Source organism: Paenibacillus sp. 22594 (assembly GCF_052044425.1).
GTDB lineage: Bacteria > Bacillota > Bacilli > Paenibacillales > Paenibacillaceae > Paenibacillus_AQ.
The window spans coordinates 298,642-315,989 of sequence record NZ_JBQENA010000002.1 but is presented as its reverse complement, the minus strand read 5'-3'; the positions used below and the strand labels follow the sequence as shown (position 1 = coordinate 315,989).

Sequence of the window (17,348 nt, the reverse complement as noted above, 5' to 3'; positions counted from 1 at the left end):
AAAAGGGAGGGTTTCTATTCATGACAAGAAAGAAAGTGAAACCGTACGTGCTGCTGATGGTCTTGACCTTGCTCCTCAGTGTGCTGGCAGGCTGCAGCGGTTCGAACAATACCAAGAATACAGCAGACAATGCCGAGGCAACAAAGGCTGCTAATGGAGGTACTACCAGTGCAACTGCAGAGGCTACGGCGAAAGCCGAAGATTTAAGCCCTCTCACACTCTCCTTCTTCGCGGAAGATCCAAATCCGAACTGGAATAATATGAAGGATGATGTCAGTAAACAGATCACGGAAAAAACAGGCGTTACTCTCGATGCGGAATTTGCCGTGGGCGACCCGCAGCAAAAAATCGCCCTGATCGCAGCAGGCGGCGAATATCCAGACATCATCTCCGCCAAAGCTGATATCGGCAAGCTGGTCGATGCCGGAGCCGTGATTGATCTGACTGAACTCATCGATAAATATGCGCCCAACATCAAGCGTGTGCTCGGCGACAACCTCGCCCGGGCGAAGTATACCAATGAAGACCAGTCCATCTATGCTATCCCGACCTGGGCAGCGGTAGATGAGAAGAAATTCGTGGCCGGCGGCGGATTCGAGCTGCAGCACCGGGTAGTGAAGGAAGCCGGATATCCGGAGATTAAGACGGTTACGGATTACGAAAATGTGATCAAAGCCTACCTGGAGAAGCATCCCACCGATGAGAACGGCAACAAAAACATCGGGGTCTCCCTGAATGCGGATGACTGGCATATGTACATTTCCGTGACCAACCCTGCCGTGTCCACCACTGGCGGCTCGGATGACGGGGAATATTATGTCGACCAGGAGACACATGAAGCTATCTACCACTTCCGCCGTCCGGAAGAGAAGGAATATTTCCGCTGGCTGAACCACATGAATGACATCGGCCTGCTCGACAAGGAGAGCTTTGTGCAGAAGTATGACCAGTACAAAGCCAAAGTCGCCACCGGACGTGTACTTGGCCTGATTGACCAGGACTGGGACTACAATGACGCCCAGCAGGCACTGAAGACAGCAGGCAAATTCGAGCAGACCTACGGTCACTATCCGGTAACGCTAAAGAAAGAATATAAAGAAACCAGCTTCTGGCCTACCGGCTTCATGGGCGGGTACGGGATCTCGATTTCCAGCACCAACCCTGATCCGGTCCGTACCATCAAGTTCCTGGACTACCTGGCATCCGACGAAGGACAAATTCTGAATAACTGGGGCATTGAAGGCAAGCATTATAAGGTCGAGAACGGCAAACGGGTGGTTCCTGCCGATGTTCAGGACCGGATCAACAATGACAATACAGCATTCACCAAGGAATCAGGCATCGGCTTCTATTGGAATATGATGGTCCACTATGGTGACGGAGCCAAGGATTCGACCGGCAACTATTACACCAAGAACTTCCCTGAACAGCTGGTGCTCGGCTACAGTGACGTTGAAAAGGAAACCTTGGCTGCCTACAAAGTCACCACCTGGAAGGATCTCTTCCCGAAAGAAGAAGAATTCAAGGAAAAAGCATATGGAGCAGCATGGAACATCGCCATTCCGGGCGAGGATGAGGTCTCCATTCTGGGCAACAAAATGAGAGACATTACGTGGAAACGCATCCCTCAAGCCATCCTGGCCAAACCGGCTGACTTCGATAAAATCTGGGATGCCTACATGGCAGATCTAGACAAAGCCGGAGTGGAAAAAATGGAGAAGGGCTATACCAAATTTGTACAGGACCGTGTTGCATTGTGGAGCGGTAAATAAGAGCACAGTACACCAGCAAAGGGCGGCGTCCATCGCTTTAAGTCCATCCTGCTCAAAATAACATGGGGTGCCCCAAAGTCATTTCATGCCTTTGGGGCACCCCTGCTTTATATTATTCGCTACATGCCCACAGCTGAAGAAATTGCAGCAAAGACCGCCGCCACCAGCCAGAGAATCGGAAACAGCTTGAGAATCACCTTCAGCCATTGTCCAAAATTGATACGACCGATGGCCAGACCTGCCAGCAATACCCCGCCTGTTGGAGAGATCAGATTCGTCAATCCGTTTCCGAACTGATATGCGGTTACTACCGCTTCGCGGTTAACGCCTACAAGATCGCCTAAAGGTGCAAGCACAGGCATCGTTAAAGCTGCTTCTCCCGATGAAGAAGGGACCAGGAACGTTATAATATTATGAACAATCAGCATGATGGTGGTGAATAAGTAATTCGGCAACCCCTCAAGCATAGTTGCAAGCCCGTTTAGAATAGTATCGATAATCATCCCGTTCTCTGCAACGACGAGAATTCCCCGGGCCAGGCCAATGATTACAGCAGCGTAGATAAATTCTCCACAACCTTTGACAAAATTCTCGGCGATTTCCTTCTGGTTCATCCGGGTGACAATACCCGAAAAAATGCCAAGTGCAAAGAAAAGTGCGCCAATCTCAGTCATATACCAGCCTTTGTTCAATATCCCCCATACAATAAGCCCCAGGGTGACGATAAAGCCCCCAATAATGAGTTTATCCCGGTTCGAGAATCTAACGACTATCCCATCGGTATCCTTGATAAAATGCTGACGGTTGAGAATATCGTTCTGGAAGACTACCGATCTCTCCGGGTTCTTCTTCACCCGCTGTGCATACCACATGGTAAAACCGATTGAGATCGCCGTAAAAACAACCCATTCAATAAATCTCAGCCATAACTGCGGATTTCCCTGCACGCCTGCTACACCTTGTGCAATCAATACAGAGAACGGATTGACGGTTGATCCGACATAGCCGATCTGTGTTCCGAGGAAAAGGATGAGAATTGCCGTCATGGAGTCAAACCCCAGGGCAAACATCAGCGGGATAAAAATAGCGTACAGCGGAATGATCTCTTCACTCATCCCAAAGGTGGAACCCCCCAGGCTGAATATCACCATGGCGATCGGAATCAACAATATTCCTTTAGTTTTGAGCCTGCCGGCTAAAGCCATCAGCGCTCGGTCAATCGCCCCAGTCTGCAGAATGATTCCAAAGGCTCCGCCTACGATCAGGACGAAGGCAACAACATCGGCAGCATTGATAATGCCTTCCATCGGCGCACTGGCAATTTGGGCAAATCCTTGCCTCAAATCCCCTTGCTCACTGATTTTGGGAACGGTATGATAGGTTCCCGGGATAATGGCTGTCCGGGAAGACCCGTCCACCATAACCTCCTGCCGGTCGAATTGGCCGCTCGGGACAATCCAGGTTAAACCGGCAATAGCCACTATAATCAGAAAAATCAATGTATAACTATGAGGAAGGGACCATTTAAATTTACGTTTAGCCGTTTCCATTTCTATCCCTCATTCCTGGAAGCATCATAGGTGATTCTACCCGCGCTAATTGTCAAAATCACATGTGTATCTCTAATCCCGGTTGCTGTTATATCCAGTAGATTACGGTCAAATACTGCTATATCAGCCGCTTTTCCGACTTCTAGAGTTCCTGTACACTCTTCCATGCCGCAATGTCTGGCACCGTTAACGGTCCAGGCCTTCAAGACTTCGGATGCCGGCATTCCCTGCCCGGGATTCCATCCTCCTGGCGGCGATCCATCAGGAAACAACCGATAAGAAGCCGCATATAGCGAATCAGGAACACTAGTAAGAAAAAGCGGTAAATCCGTACCAATCGTAATCGGAACATTGACTTCAAGCATGGACTTATAATTATAAAACCGGCTTTCATTTTCTTTTCCGGCTACGGCCGCCATGTAAGCATCCGCGTAGGAAGGATTTAAGAGCAGGATCTGAGCATATACCTCGGCAAATATCCCATTTTCCCCCATTCGCTTAATATCATCAGGATGAGGATATTCCAAATCGCTGATTGAATGTCTTATCCGCTGCTCTCCCCGCTTGCGGTTACAGCCTTCGATCAGGTCTACTGCCTTGCGGATCGCTGCATCCCCTTCAGCCGTAAGACAGCATTTTATTCCATAACTGTCCGCTGCTTGAACAGCCGCTTCAATGGCTTCGTAGTCAACGGGCCGCAAGGTTGTGACACCTGGCATATCAGCATAAGGCTCCAGCATATCTCCCGTGTGATCGGCTACTACACCATCCATCATCAGCTTATATCCCTGAAAACGAAGAAACTCCCCTTGATACTGCTCTTTGTACTGCAACCCTGCGGAAATATCAATCGGCTGCAATACAGGTTCAAGCGCAAAATGAACCCGCAGCGGCAGCTCCCCTGCTGCTTCCAGCTCTTCAAGGACCGGCAGCAAACCGCTGTGCCTGTCAAAGCCTATATCTTTTATAGAAGTGACGCCCCGCTTGGCAAGCATCCGGGCGAAGTCCAAAAACTCTTGTCTGACTAATGCCCTGTCCTGCATCATGTCTTTCAGCAAACGGGCACGTGATTCTGCACTGCATTGATCCGGCGCAAACTGATATTTCTGCTGGGCGGTTTTATTCATCCAACAATAACTTTTTGTCCGGTTAATGGCGATTACAACCCTTTCAGGAAAGGCTTCGTCCAATATGCTTTGCTCCGGAGGCTGTCCCCAATCCTCTCCGCTCCATCCGTAAGCGTATACATTTTGACCTGAAGGACTTTTTTCTGCTTCTTGCTTAAGCAGTTGCAGGGCTTCGTCAACCGTAGCCGCATTTGTCAAATCGACACCACGGTGCATAGACATGTAACCGGTAAAAAACACATGGTTATCATGCACGCCAGGCATAATGAAAGCATCCTTCAGATGGTGAACAAATGTTGCAGGCCCAATCCAGTTTTCAGCTTCTGCAGGGTGGCCAACCGCTACGATACACTCACCTTTCAGGGCAATAAATGCCGGTGAAGCGTTATTCTCTTTTCCTGTAAATACTGCATTAGACAACAGGACTCTATCTGCTAAACCATGTGCTGCTGCATCCATGATTTCAACGCCTTTCTGCCGATTAATAATACGACTTATAACGTTATATAAAACCTTCTGCTCCTCGCTTACCGCAAGAAGCAGAATGAATTACAAAGTAAATTGATAACGGTCGCCGATGATATACTGCTTGCCCACATGAACAGGCTGACTGTGCTGATCATAAATAATGGTATTCATATAGAACAATGGCTGGCCAATCGGAATCTCCAGTAATTGAGCCTGCTGCTCATCGGCCAAGGTAATTTGTAATACCGTCTCTCCCGGCTGGTTGGGATCAATCTGATAACGGTTCCGCAGCAGATTATACACCGAGCCTTCCAGATTTTCTTCCATTAAAAATGAGAACCGATCAAACGGATAATAGTTATTTTCCAGCATTAGCGGTCTTTCACCGGCATATCTTTTGCGTTGAATATAGAGCACCGGCTCACCCTGCTGAATTTGCAGCCGCTCCGCGGTTTCTTGGTCGGCCCTAATCTTCTTCCTCTCGGTAATGATGCTGTGCGAAGAGACTCCATTGGCACTGCAGGCTGCCGTGAAACTGATAATATGCTCAATCTTGCGGCCAATCTTGAGCGCATTGACAAAGGTGCCCTTACCCTGGCGTTTTGTCAGATAGCCTTCACTCACTAATTCCTCGATAGCTTTCCTTACTGTAATCCGGCTGACATTGTAAGTCGCGCTAAGCTCAATTTCAGTAGGGATTTTATCTCCGGGATTAAAGGTTCCGTTCGCAATAGCGGATTGGACTGCTTTTTTCAATTGTATATATAGAGGCTCTACCTTTTCTGAATTTAACATCCTTTACCCTCACTTGTTATATAACGTTATATTACTCTATGGTTAGAATAACAAACGATTCTCTTATTCACAAGCAAAGATCAGAACGCTGCCGTTATTAGTAACGGGCCCCGAATCCAAAGGAACCTTCTACCATACAGCTCTTGGCCGCTAATCGGGAGCCCTCCTGCATGGCCGCTTGAATATTCCCATCCTTGATCATACTGATTAAAAAGGCTGTAATATAAGAATCTCCTGCTCCCATCGTATCCACGGCCTCAATAAGCTCCGGGGTCTGATAATAAAAGGATGCCCCATCATAGGCAATGGATCTGTCGCCGCCGCGTGTTGCCACTAATATCTGGCCGTCTCTTCTGCGTTTGGCCTCAATATAATTCCGCGTCTCTTCGTCTGTCATATGGCTGCAGGAGAAGAAAGCAAAATCCGCATTCCCGATATACCGTTCTACCTGCTCATCCTCAAAGTCATCGGAGAAATCAAAAGAGAGGGGAACCCCCAGTTCATTCAGCTCCGCAAGCAGATGTCCGGTGTGGCTGTACAGCCCTGTATGCATAATGTCAAACCCGCAGATATATTCTTTGTCGGCTTCGCTCAGTATAATAGGATTTAGTCTGGTAACTCCGCCTTCGTTACTGCCCAAGAATATCCGTTCCCCATTCTCCAGCGTTACACGTGCACAACCGTTCTCTCCGCTGAAATGCCTGCAATGTGAGATATCGATCGCAAGCTGCTGCAGTGTATGCTCCACAAGCTGTGCTTCGTCATCATCGCCAAAGACCCCGAGAAAAGCCGCCTCTGCACCTTCCCCTTTGGCAAAAACACTGAAATTGAGAGCATTGCCGCCGGGATACATTGTACGTTGATGAACATACTTGTCTACTACATTATCGCCAATCCCTAAGACTTTCATGGTTGTACCTCCCGTTTAGTAGGCTACTTTTCCCATATAGCGTCGGGTTTCCAGCGGATGATTTCTCACATCGGCAAGAGCCTCGCGATAGACACAAATAATACTGTAGAATAATACCGGATTAAAGAATTCTACAACTTCATCAGCAATCGTACCAATTCCAAGCTCTTTGGCATCAATCACTTCGACTTTCGCCGCATACTGGTTCAGGAATGTCCGGGCTCGTTCATCCAGCTCACGGGTGCGGCCCTCATTAATCATCAGGATAAAAGGTGTTTCTTTATCCGTCACTTCAAAAGGACCATGGAAGAATTCACCGGAGTGAATAGCAGCAGCATGAACCCACTGCATCTCCATCAAAGAGCAGATGGCAAAGCCATAAGCATGTCCGTACGAAGCTCCACTCGTCAAGATATAGTAAAGCTCCTCGTTGCGGTACTTATCGGCAAAAACACGGGCACGTGGAGCAACCTGCTTTTTCCCCTGGTTGATGATGCCGTTGATTGTTTCCAGGCCTTTTTGAAAAGCCTCAACATGCGCATAGCCCTCGACCACATGCAGCAATTGAGCGGCGAGATCCAAAATGATTGCCATCGGATTGTTTTTGACGTTGCTGTCATCTCCCCATTCATACAGGAAGGAATAATCGGAGTAATTCAGCAACGCGGCTTCCTTGTTGTGGGTTAAACCAATGGTGTGGGAGCCATGCTCTTTGGCCGATTGCGCCGCAGCTACCGATTCCGGCGTATTTCCGCCATGAGAACAAACGATGACTACGGATTGCGCACCCAGACGTTTAGGCAACGCATGAACAAACTCATTCGCCGTATATAGTCCTGCTACCAGCTTTTTTGCTTCACTATCAAGAAAATACTTGGCTGGGTACATATCAACCAGTGAACCCCCGCAAGCTACAAAATAGATCTCTGAAATTCCTTCAGCCACTTTTTCACGGATACTTTGAACAACTTGATTTACGTTCATTTAACTCTCTCCTTTTATATAACGTTATATAACGTATTGTTTACGAGATAAATATAACCGCTTTCAAAAATGCTGTCAAGTCTTTATCCATATAATTTTTCTACCGAACAGGAATCTACAAGCACACGCAGATTAATGAGAGTACCCAATGCTTCTGTAGTCTGAATATCCGTGAATATATCCGAGAATCCGGTTTCTCCGGATTGATCCCTTCTCAGGGTAAGAGTCCCTTGGGCAGCGGAATAGGAAAGGACTGTCTGACAACATTCGGTATATTCGGAGCTATTGCGGCTTGGCCAACACTACAGGAAGTCCAAGATTTTGTTGTTCCGCCGCTACACGGAATCGAAGCGTAGAAAAAACATAAGAGGCTGGTGGTCTTTGGAAGACCGCCAGCCCCTTAGTTATGAAGAAGTTATGTTACTTTGCCAGAGGAAACCCGAAATACCGCTCAGCGTTATGATAGCAAATGTCCTGAACGATACCTCCCAGAAATGCCAGATCCCTTGGTGCTTCCCCGCTCTTGACCCAGCCCCCGACCAGATTGCAGAGAATCCGCCGGAAATATTCATGCCGCGTGTAGGACAGGAAAGACCTGGAATCCGTGAGCATCCCTACAAAACAGCTCAGCAGGCCCAGATTCGACAACGATGTCAATTGCTTAAGCATGCCGTCCTTTTGGTCGTTATACCACCAGCCGGAGCCGAACTGGATCTTCCCCTTGATTCCGCCCCCCTGAAAAGAACCCGCCATAGCGGCCAGCACATCATTCTGCACCGCATTCAGATTGTACAGGATCGTCCGAGGAAGCTCTCCGGTCCGTTCCAGTCCGTCGAGCAGCTTGTACAAGCTGTCCGCGTAGCCGCCATCCCCGATGGTATCGAAGCCCGTGTCCGGACCCAGCTCTCGGAACCTGCGCGAATTCGGGTTGCGGATCGCTCCGATATGCAGCTGCATCACCCAGCCGTGGGCAGCATATTTGCGCCCCATCGCCAGAAACAACGCTGTTGCATACTGATCCGATTCCAGGCGGCTCAAGGCTCCACCGCTCAGACGTTTATTGAAGATGGCTTCCAGAACAGATGGCGCTGCCTCCGCGTAGGGAAGATGCGAGAACCCGTGGTCGGAGACCTTGCAGCCCTGCTTGTCGAAGTATTCAATCCTCTCCAGCAGGGCGCGTTCCATGAGCGCATAGGAAGTGATAGCATAGCCTACAGCCTGCTCCAGAGTGCGCACATAATCCGGAAAAGCATCCGAATCCATCTGCAGTGCCTTATCCGGCCGGAACGTCGGTGTGACTCCGGTTTGGAATTCCTTTTGCCCGGCGATTTGCCCATGGTAGTGCAGATCGTCAGCCGGATCATCCGTTGTACAGATCCATTTCACACGGGAACGGGTAATCAGCCCTTGCACCGTGAAGCCGTCCTGGGCAATCAAGTGATTGCAGTGGTCATAAATCCGCCGCCAATTCTGCGGATTCAGCTGCTCCTCCACGCCAAAGTAAGCTTTCAGCTCCAACGCTGACCAGTGATACAGCGGGTTGCCCACGGTATAAGGCAGCACCTCGCTCCACTTGGCGAACTTTTCTTCATCCGGGGCATCACCGGTAATGTATCTCTCTTCAACCCCGAACGTTCTAAGCGCCCGCCATTTGTAATGGTCTCCGCCCAGCCACACTTCGGAAATGCTGCCAAACCGCTTATTCTCAGCGATCGCCCCCGGGTCGAGGTGGCAATGATAATCGATAATGGGCAAAGCTTCGGCATACTCATGGTAGAGTACCCGGGCTTCTTCAGTCTGCAGCAGAAAATCCTCATGAATAAAAGCCTTCATCGTTAGGCCCCCTCCCCTTATCTAATATACTTCTCCAAGGTTCTCCGCACAGCTCCCGGACCCGCCAGCATTTCCAGGAACATGCCCTCAATCTTGCTTCCGAGGCCAATCGCATAGAGCGGGACACCAAAGAGCTGCTCATCTTCAAGAATCGGGCGCACATTTGCATCTCGGTCTCCGAGGGTGACCCCTTGAAGATGTCCCTGCAATGTTTCCAGCAGCGGATCAGGACTCAGTGTGAAGGCTTCGCCTTTATCGTTCACTCCAAGCAGATAACGGCACCAGAGCGCAATGGCCAGCGGAATGGCTGTCAGCTGCGCGGGGTCCAGATCCTCCCGATGGATATATGATTTAATCGTTTCTCCGAACCGGATGCCCACCTTCTGCGAGGTATCGGTCGCTATCCGCTGCGGCGTATCGGGGATGAACGGATTGGCGAAACGCTCGGTCAGCACTTCGTCCAGGAACTGCTTCGGACTGAGAATGCCCGGGTCTACAACAACCGGCAGACCTTCCTTATAACCGATAATCTCCACGAACTTCCGCAGAGTATCATCCTTCATCTCATCTGCGATCAGGGTATAACCAAGCAGACAGCCGGATACGGCAAGCGCCGTATGCAGCGGGTTGAGGCAGGTTGTGACCTTCATCGTCTCCACATTGTTGACCGTATCCCGGTCAGTGAAGATAATGCCTGCTTCCTCAAGCGGAGGACGGCCGTTCGTGAACTTGTCTTCAATCACCAGATATTCACTGATCTCCGCGTTGACGAAGGGGGCTGTATAGGTATTCTTGGAGGTAATGATTACATCCATACCGCCGATTCCCTGCTCCATCAGCGCCGCCTGCACCGACTCCGAAGGGCGCGGTGTGATTTTGTCGATCATCGACAGCGGGAAAGCAATCAGCTGCTCATTCTCCAGATAGGCCACGAAGCCTGCCTCGACCAGACCCTTAGCCGCCCATTCCTTGGCAATCGTGACCACACCGTTCTTCAGCTTGTCGCCGTTATGGGAGCAGTTGTCCATACTGACAAAGGTCAACGGATAAGCACCCTTCAAATAACGCTTGTATGCAAGAGAGGCCACAATGCTCATGGCATGAACCGGCTTCTCCGGTCCCCCCTCGATGTCCTTGTCCACGATGCCCAGATACTTTCCGTTTGGACCCGTGAGCGAGTAGCCCTTCTCCGTAATGGTGAAGCTGGCCATTTGCAGGCTGGGGTTCTCGAACACTTCCGTGAGCCGGCAGGAATCCGCTTCACGGCTCTTGTCCGCCGCTATTCCCTCTACAATGCTGCTGACGATTCTTTTCTGAAAGCCGCCGCGTGCATTCATCAGCACCAGCAGAGTCAGATTGTCATACGGCTTGTAAACCTTGTCGATCATCTCAAAATCAAAGGTTTCCGCCGCGATGATACCTGTATCTGCCTTACCGCTATCCAGCAGCTTCTGATGGGCATTGGCTACGAATCCACGGAAAATATTGCCTGCACCGAAATGAATCCATTCCGGCTTCTGCGCTGTATTTCTTGCCACCTGCTCATAGTCGAACTGCGGTAGCTCCACACCTGCTGCGGTCCAGGCCGCTGCTTCTCCTAAGATACTGCTTCTGTCCAGGCGCAGCATTTATTTCGCCCCCTTGACGTTGTCCAGGCTGTCCCAGACGCCAAGTAAATACATGATACCCAGCGCTCTATCGTAGAGCCCATAGCCTGGACGACAGTTTTTCTCTTCGCCCCAGAGATGACGCCCGTGGTCCGGACGGACATAGCCGGTGTAACCATTCTCATGGTAAGCCTTGACAACCTCCGCCACATCGACGTTTCCGTCACGCCCGCGGTGTGACACTTCAATGAAATCACCGTTCTCAAACACCTTCACGTTACGGATATGGGCAAAATGGATACGGTCATGGAACTCGCGGATCATCGCCGGCAGATCGTTCTCCGGATTGGTGCCAAGTGACCCTGTGCAGAAGGTCAGACCGTTGTATGGGCTGTCCACCAATTTCAAGAATCGGCGGATCATCTCCCGGTTGCGGATAATGCGCGGCAGCCCAAAGATCGGCCAGGCCGGATCATCAGGGTGAATGGCCATTTTAATATCCACTTCTTCACACACCGGAATAATGCGTTCCAGGAAATACTTGAGGTTCTCGAACAGCTTATCTTCGGTCACATCCGCATAGGCTGCGAACAGCTCATCCAGCTTCGCCAGACGCTCAGGCTCCCAGCCCGGCATGGTGAATTTCCCGGCTCCCTTAAGAATCCGGTCGACCATCTCACGCGGATTATCAGTAATGGCAGCCTTTTCATAAAAGAGGGCATTAGAGCCGTCAGGCAATTCCTTGTAAAGCTCCGTACGGGTCCAGTCAAACACCGGCATGAAATTATAGCAGATTACCTTTACACCGACTTTGGCCAGCTTGCGGATAGTGTCGATATAAATATCGATATATTTATCACGGCTCGGCAAGCCGATTTTGATATCATCATGAACGTTGACGCTCTCCACCACAGCCGTACTGAAGCCCTTGCTGGTGATTTGATCGGCTACTTCCTGGATCCGCTGCATTTCCCACACTTCGCCGGCTACTTTCTCATGCAAAGACCAGACGATACCCATAACTCCCGGAATCTGCCGGATATGGTCAAGCGTGATATTGTCATTGCCCTCACCATACCATCTCCACGTCATGTTCATTGATATACCCTCCTATGGTTGTCATTCTCATTAATCTTGTATACAAGATTTTCTTGATCATAAGATAAGAACCATCTGTTGTCAACACAATATAATCAAGAGTATATATGCACATTAACGTTTATTATTTCCGAACATCATGTATACTAGTGTTATCCTTCATTAACTATTGAAAGCAGGAAGAGATATGTCGATCAAAGCCGAAATCATGAATACACTGAAGCACGAGATTCTTACCCTTTCCCTGAAGCCGGGCACCATTCTGAGTGAAACCGCCCTTTCCGAACGTTTTCAGATTTCGCGGACGCCGTTGCGTGATGTGCTGAAACAGCTTGCACTGGAATCCTATACCGATATTTATCCCAAAAAGGGAAACATCGTGTCCTACATAGATCTTGAATCCGTTGAACAGATCACTTATCTGCGCAGCACACTGGAGAAAGAAATCCTTAAAGATCTGTCTTCACAGCTTTTGCTGACAGGACTGCATGAGCTTAAAGAAATTCTGGAGAGGCAAAAAGAGGTCATCGGAAAAGAAAACGACATCGATTCCTTTCTGAATCTGGATGATGCGTTCCACCAGGCTATGTACCGGCTTGCCGGACGTGAGTTTCTATGGAATTTGATTCAGCAGTCCAATGTACACTACCTCCGCTACCGCAGGCTGCACATGCTGAAGACCGAGAAGCTGGAGGGAATCTGTAAGGAGCACCAGACCCTTCTCGAGCTTCTGGTACACAAGGAGACAGAGAAGATCGGACCGCTGATCCACCATCATCTCCGGGAAGATATCCATTCGCTGGACTTCCAGGAGAATTTCTCGGAGTATTTGTCAAAGGGTGTATAATAGTAGCAACTTATTTCAAAAGGATGTCATCCGATGCTTCTTGCTGTGAACCGGACGCTTAACCGAATGATGCCGCTAATCACTCCGCTCAGTGTTCTGACCGGAGTACTCTGCGGAAGCTCGCTTTCCTCTTATACCTATCTGGCTCCCTGGCTGTTCGCTTTTATGACGTTTGCCGGAAGCATCAGCCTCGGATTCAAAGATTTTGTGAACGTACTCAAAAAACCGCTGCCCCTGTTCGCCTGTTTGTTCATTCTGCATATTGCCATGCCGCTGGTTGCCGCAGGGATCGGGAATGTGCTGTATCACACGGATGAATTTACAATCACAGGCCTTGTACTTGCCGCAGTCATTCCAACGGGGGTAAGCAGCTTTATCTGGGTCAGTATTTACAAAGGAAATACTGCACTCACCCTGTCCATCATTCTGATCGACACCATGCTGTCTCCTTTTATCGTACCGGGCGTATTGTCATTGCTGATTGGAACTAGCGTAGAACTTGACGCTGGCGCAATGATGAGCAGTCTGTTCTGGATGATTGTTGTCCCTTCACTGGCGGGCATGGTGCTTAATCAATGGACCAAGGGCACTATTGCGCCCGTGTGGAGTCCGCGGCTGAATCCAATCTCCAAGCTCTTCATGGCAATGGTTATCATCATTAACGGGTCTGTGATTTCCCCTTACTTGGCGGACATCAATCTACATCTGGTTGGCCTGGCCTTTGTCATTGTGCTTATGGCTTCCACCGGTTACATGCTTTGCTTTCTTACGGCGAGGGTTTTGCGCTGGAATGAAGCAGACGAGGTCGCCCTTATCTTCAATGGAGGCATGCGCAATATCAGCGCAGGAGCAGTGCTGGCTGTGTCCTACTTCCCCGCTCCGGTGGCTGTCCCCGTCGTGCTCGGTATGGTGTTCCAGCAGCTGCTGGCTTCACTTGCTGGCTTTCTGCTCAGTCACCGTACCAAGGTCAGGAATATGGCAGATCAGAGCTCTGCTGCGTAGGTTTTGGCTAAGTTGTTAATTCTCCCCATTAACATCTATAGAGGCACAGAGGCACCTTATATTCCCATTCTCATGTTCACTGTTTCTCCTAATCTGCACTATTGACCATTGGAATATTGTCACATATTATTACACCTATAAAATAAATTCTAATTACTGGAATTCAGTCAGGTGGTGCTTCCATGGTTCCTACTACATCCACGATTCGCGATCATTTAGCGGTGTATCTGTCGCAGCAGGCTATGTCCATTAATCAATTTGCGAGTCAGTCCGGCATTAATTCAGGAACACTCAGCCGGGTGCTTAACAGTCAGCAGCCGATTGCCATGAATCATCTGGAGCGAATCACCAAAGGAATGCAATTACCGGAGGATCATTTCTTCAGCCTGTATGTGGACGAATGCTTCTATCATTCACCACCGACCTGGCGGCGGTTGCGGCCGTTTATTTTGCGTTCGGCAGCACTGGGCCGCCTTGACTGCATCGAACAGGTAGTTCATCATCTGCTTGAGAATCTGACCTATGCTCCCATGCTGTTTGAAGTAGCAGAAGGGCTGTTCGAACAAGGGCAGTGGCAAGCCGCTGGTTTGTTATATAAGAATGTAAGTGCAAGTGAGAAATATCAGAATTCCGAGCGGCTCGCGGTATGTCAATACCGGCTATTCCGAATTGCCTTGGGAGACAATCAGACTCTTAATTTACAGGCTGCCCTTCTCTTTGAATGTTACGTGGACCGGCTGGATGAAGCGGATCAAATCGATGGATTGAAATACTTGATAAATGTCTATTATTCGCTGCATAAGTGGGACAAGGTAGATGAACTGGCACAGGAAATGCTCCGTCAGGCCACTCTGCGTTACGACCTTCAGCGTCACTCGAACCGTAAGCTCAGCCATGAGAAAACCCCCGAGAAACCGCTTTGCTTTTATATTTTCTACTCTCATCTAATGCGTGCAAGTGTGTGTGAGGAGAACATGGACTACAATTCGGCATTGAAATTTGTGGCTCGCTATATGGATGTAAGCTGGGTACAAGAAGTTGATGAGGAAACCAAGCGCACGATAGCTCAATTCCAGGAGTGGGGCAGGGCGAACACCGTGCTCTATCGGGTGATGTCAGGCCAGCATGAAGTTCTAACGGAATATGTAGAATATATTTCTTCCCAGAGGGATGAGATATTCGTAGCCTTATACAATATCCTCACCTCGGCTAACCGCTATGATTGGAATATTGATCAGATTCTAGAGCAGTTTGCTGACTATATCCCCTACCGGACAAACTTCACAGAATTTGGCGAGTACAATCAGCAGATTATGGCAGACCAATACGCCCGTTTCCTTGCCGAACTAGCCATCTATTACTTACATAACAAGCGCAGCGAAGGGATTAATTTGATTCTGAAAAGTTTGGAATCATCTGCTAGAATCAATAATGAACGTATTATTATCAAATGTGTTGATCTCTTTGAACAACATCGGCATTTAGCAGACGATCATGAGAAACAGCAATACAAATTTCTAATTAGAGAGGTGCAGAATTCCAATGAGAAAAAAACTTATCGCATTTCTAGCTTTGTGTAGTCTGGCTATCATAATTATTGTACCTACTGGAACTATTGACCCTGTAACCAATGGAACTTCTCAAACGTCAATTGATATTATGGGACATGGTACGGGCGGGGGTTGATTTTCTCCCCTGAACGCCTCGCATCACACAAAGACCGCAAGCCCTATCTGCTTAAGATAGACTTGCGGTCTTTGTGTTGAAGTCCGTTTTAGTTAACCGACTTATCGTACTGAAGATAGACGACATGCGTTTGCAGATATTCGTTCAAGCCGTGTTTGCCGTCCGCGCCGCCGATGCCGGATTTTCTCCAGCCTGCATGGAAGCCTTGCATCGCTTCAAAATTCTCCCGGTTAATATAGGTTTCTCCGTATTTGAGACGTTTGATGACTTTCATGGCGACGTTCAGATTCCGGGTATACAGAGAAGAGGTCAAGCCAAACTCACTGTCATTGGCCAGCGCGATCGCTTCATCCAGGTTCGAGAATGAAATGACCGGGATGACCGGGCCGAAAATCTCCTCTTGCACGATCTCCATTTCATTGGTGGCACCGGTAATGACCGTTGGCTCAAAGAAGCTGCCTGCTCCCTCAACCTTTTTACCGCCAAGGGCGATTTTAGCCCCCTCTTCTACGGCGCGGTCAACCTTTTGCTGTACGGATTCCTGCGCCGCCTTGTTAATCAACGGGCCCATTTGAATATCCTTGTCTTTCAGCGGATCGCCATACTTCACCGCTTTCATAGCCTCAACCAAACGACCGGTGAATTCGTCCTTGATCTTCTCATGCACGTAGACCCGCTCCGCACAGTTGCAGACCTGCCCTGTATTAATTACCCTGGAATCCACAATCGCCCGGATAGCCAAATCCAGATCGGCGTCGTCCATGACAATGGCAGGCGCCTTGCCGCCCAGCTCCAGACTGACCTTGATGATATTCTCGGCAGCCGCCTGCATCACCTTTTGTCCGGCCGGCACACTCCCGGTAAGACTGACCATCCCGACTTTAGGGTTGCTGGCCAATTCATTGCCGACCTCTCCGCCTCTGCCCGTGACAAGGTTGAATACCCCTTTGGGAAGACCGGATTTGTCAACAATTTTGGCAAAGGCCACCGCATTGTTCGGAGATTCGGCACTGGGCTTAACTACAATCGTGTTGCCCGTAATCAGCGCAGGTGCCATTTTTCTGGCAATCAAAAAGAATGGAAAATTCCACGGCAGAATGCCGGTAGTTACCCCAATCGCCCGTTTAAACACAAAAATATTTTCATTATCACGGTCACTCTGAACAATTTCCCCTTCATAGCGGCGTGCCCACTCTGCCATATAATCCATATAGTCCGCTGTAAAGTTAACTTCTACCGTGGACAATTCCAGTGTCTTGCCTACCTCCTCGGAGATCAGTCTGGCAAGAGTATCCGCCTCCGCCCGAATCCCCTCGGCAATGGCATGAAGATACTTCCCTCTCTCAACCGCAGGGGTTTCTTCCCAGGCAGTCTGGGCCTCATCCGCTGCATGGATAGCACGCACGACATCATTCCTTGTAGCTTTGGGAACCTGTGAAATGATTTCATCTGTTGCCGGATTGGTTACATCCATCCACTCTTTGCCTTCAGATTCGGTAAATTGGCCGTTGATGTACATCAAATGCTTTTCCACTGTTTCTCCCCCTTAAGGTAGATTGTTCCATTTTCCCTACCTTAGTGTAAACGTTATCATTATTTTTTGTCAACAACATTCACATTTATTATTTGTTTTTGTGTTGTTTTTCATTGACTTTTTGAGTTAAGCTAT

Annotated in this window: 13 protein-coding genes and 1 pseudogene; 4 read left to right on the top strand and 10 right to left on the bottom strand. The window is 49.1% G+C overall.

Annotation, left to right across the window (positions count from 1 at the left end; genetic code table 11):
- Positions 1–20 precede the first annotated feature (20 nt).
- On the top strand, positions 21–1,772 hold the full coding sequence (locus ACTJKB_RS08135; RefSeq protein WP_440833106.1) for an ABC transporter substrate-binding protein: 1,752 nt from the start codon (positions 21–23) through the stop codon (positions 1,770–1,772).
- 119 nt (positions 1,773–1,891) lie between these two features.
- Here ACTJKB_RS08135 and ACTJKB_RS08130 read toward each other — a convergent pair whose 3' ends face one another.
- The 9 genes and pseudogenes from ACTJKB_RS08130 to uxuA all read right to left on the bottom strand — a co-directional run bounded on the left by ACTJKB_RS08130 (position 1,892) and on the right by uxuA (position 12,144).
- Positions 1,892–3,322, bottom strand: coding sequence for a YfcC family protein (locus tag ACTJKB_RS08130; RefSeq protein WP_440833104.1), 1,431 nt, complete (start codon positions 3,320–3,322; stop codon positions 1,892–1,894).
- A 2-nt stretch (positions 3,323–3,324) separates the two neighbouring features.
- Positions 3,325–4,908, bottom strand: coding sequence for an amidohydrolase (locus tag ACTJKB_RS08125; RefSeq protein ID WP_440833103.1), 1,584 nt, complete (start codon positions 4,906–4,908; stop codon positions 3,325–3,327).
- Positions 4,909–4,998: 90 nt separating this feature from the next.
- Positions 4,999–5,673 (bottom strand): GntR family transcriptional regulator, encoded by a 675-nt coding sequence (locus ACTJKB_RS08120; RefSeq protein WP_440833101.1) that lies wholly within the window; start codon positions 5,671–5,673, stop codon positions 4,999–5,001.
- A 136-nt stretch (positions 5,674–5,809) separates the two neighbouring features.
- Complete coding sequence (locus tag ACTJKB_RS08115) at positions 5,810–6,622, bottom strand: fructoselysine 6-kinase (RefSeq protein WP_440833100.1); 813 nt, start codon at positions 6,620–6,622, stop codon at positions 5,810–5,812.
- 15 nt (positions 6,623–6,637) lie between these two features.
- Positions 6,638–7,606, bottom strand: a complete 969-nt coding sequence (locus ACTJKB_RS08110; RefSeq protein WP_440833099.1) for an SIS domain-containing protein — start codon at positions 7,604–7,606, stop codon at positions 6,638–6,640.
- An 83-nt stretch (positions 7,607–7,689) separates the two neighbouring features.
- A pseudogene (locus tag ACTJKB_RS08105) lies at positions 7,690–7,860 on the bottom strand (GH32 C-terminal domain-containing protein); the annotation flags it as partial.
- A 166-nt stretch (positions 7,861–8,026) separates the two neighbouring features.
- On the bottom strand, positions 8,027–9,439 hold the full coding sequence (uxaC, locus tag ACTJKB_RS08100) for a glucuronate isomerase (RefSeq protein ID WP_440833097.1): 1,413 nt from the start codon (positions 9,437–9,439) through the stop codon (positions 8,027–8,029).
- Positions 9,440–9,456: 17 nt separating this feature from the next.
- Positions 9,457–11,067: a mannitol dehydrogenase family protein gene (locus tag ACTJKB_RS08095; RefSeq protein ID WP_440833096.1), complete on the bottom strand. Its 1,611-nt coding sequence runs from the start codon at positions 11,065–11,067 to the stop codon at positions 9,457–9,459.
- Positions 11,068–12,144 carry a mannonate dehydratase gene (gene uxuA, locus ACTJKB_RS08090; protein ID WP_440833095.1) on the bottom strand — a complete coding sequence of 359 codons (1,077 nt, stop codon included), beginning with the start codon at positions 12,142–12,144 and terminating at the stop codon, positions 11,068–11,070. It abuts the gene before it with no gap.
- Between the two features lie 169 nt (positions 12,145–12,313).
- Between uxuA and ACTJKB_RS08085 the strand changes: the two genes are divergently transcribed.
- The 3 genes from ACTJKB_RS08085 (at position 12,314) to ACTJKB_RS08075 (ending at position 15,573) form a co-directional block, all read left to right on the top strand.
- Entirely contained in the window at positions 12,314–12,991 is a 678-nt protein-coding gene (locus ACTJKB_RS08085) for a GntR family transcriptional regulator (protein ID WP_440833094.1), read from the top strand.
- Positions 12,992–13,024: 33 nt separating this feature from the next.
- Complete coding sequence (locus tag ACTJKB_RS08080; protein ID WP_440833093.1) at positions 13,025–13,993, top strand: bile acid:sodium symporter family protein; 969 nt, start codon at positions 13,025–13,027, stop codon at positions 13,991–13,993.
- Between the two features lie 182 nt (positions 13,994–14,175).
- On the top strand, positions 14,176–15,573 hold the full coding sequence (locus ACTJKB_RS08075; RefSeq protein WP_440833091.1) for a helix-turn-helix domain-containing protein: 1,398 nt from the start codon (positions 14,176–14,178) through the stop codon (positions 15,571–15,573).
- Between the two features lie 194 nt (positions 15,574–15,767).
- Here the strand turns inward: ACTJKB_RS08075 and aldA are convergent, their stop codons facing one another.
- Entirely contained in the window at positions 15,768–17,213 is a 1,446-nt protein-coding gene (gene aldA, locus ACTJKB_RS08070; protein WP_440833090.1) for an aldehyde dehydrogenase, read from the bottom strand.
- Positions 17,214–17,348: the final 135 nt, after the last annotated feature.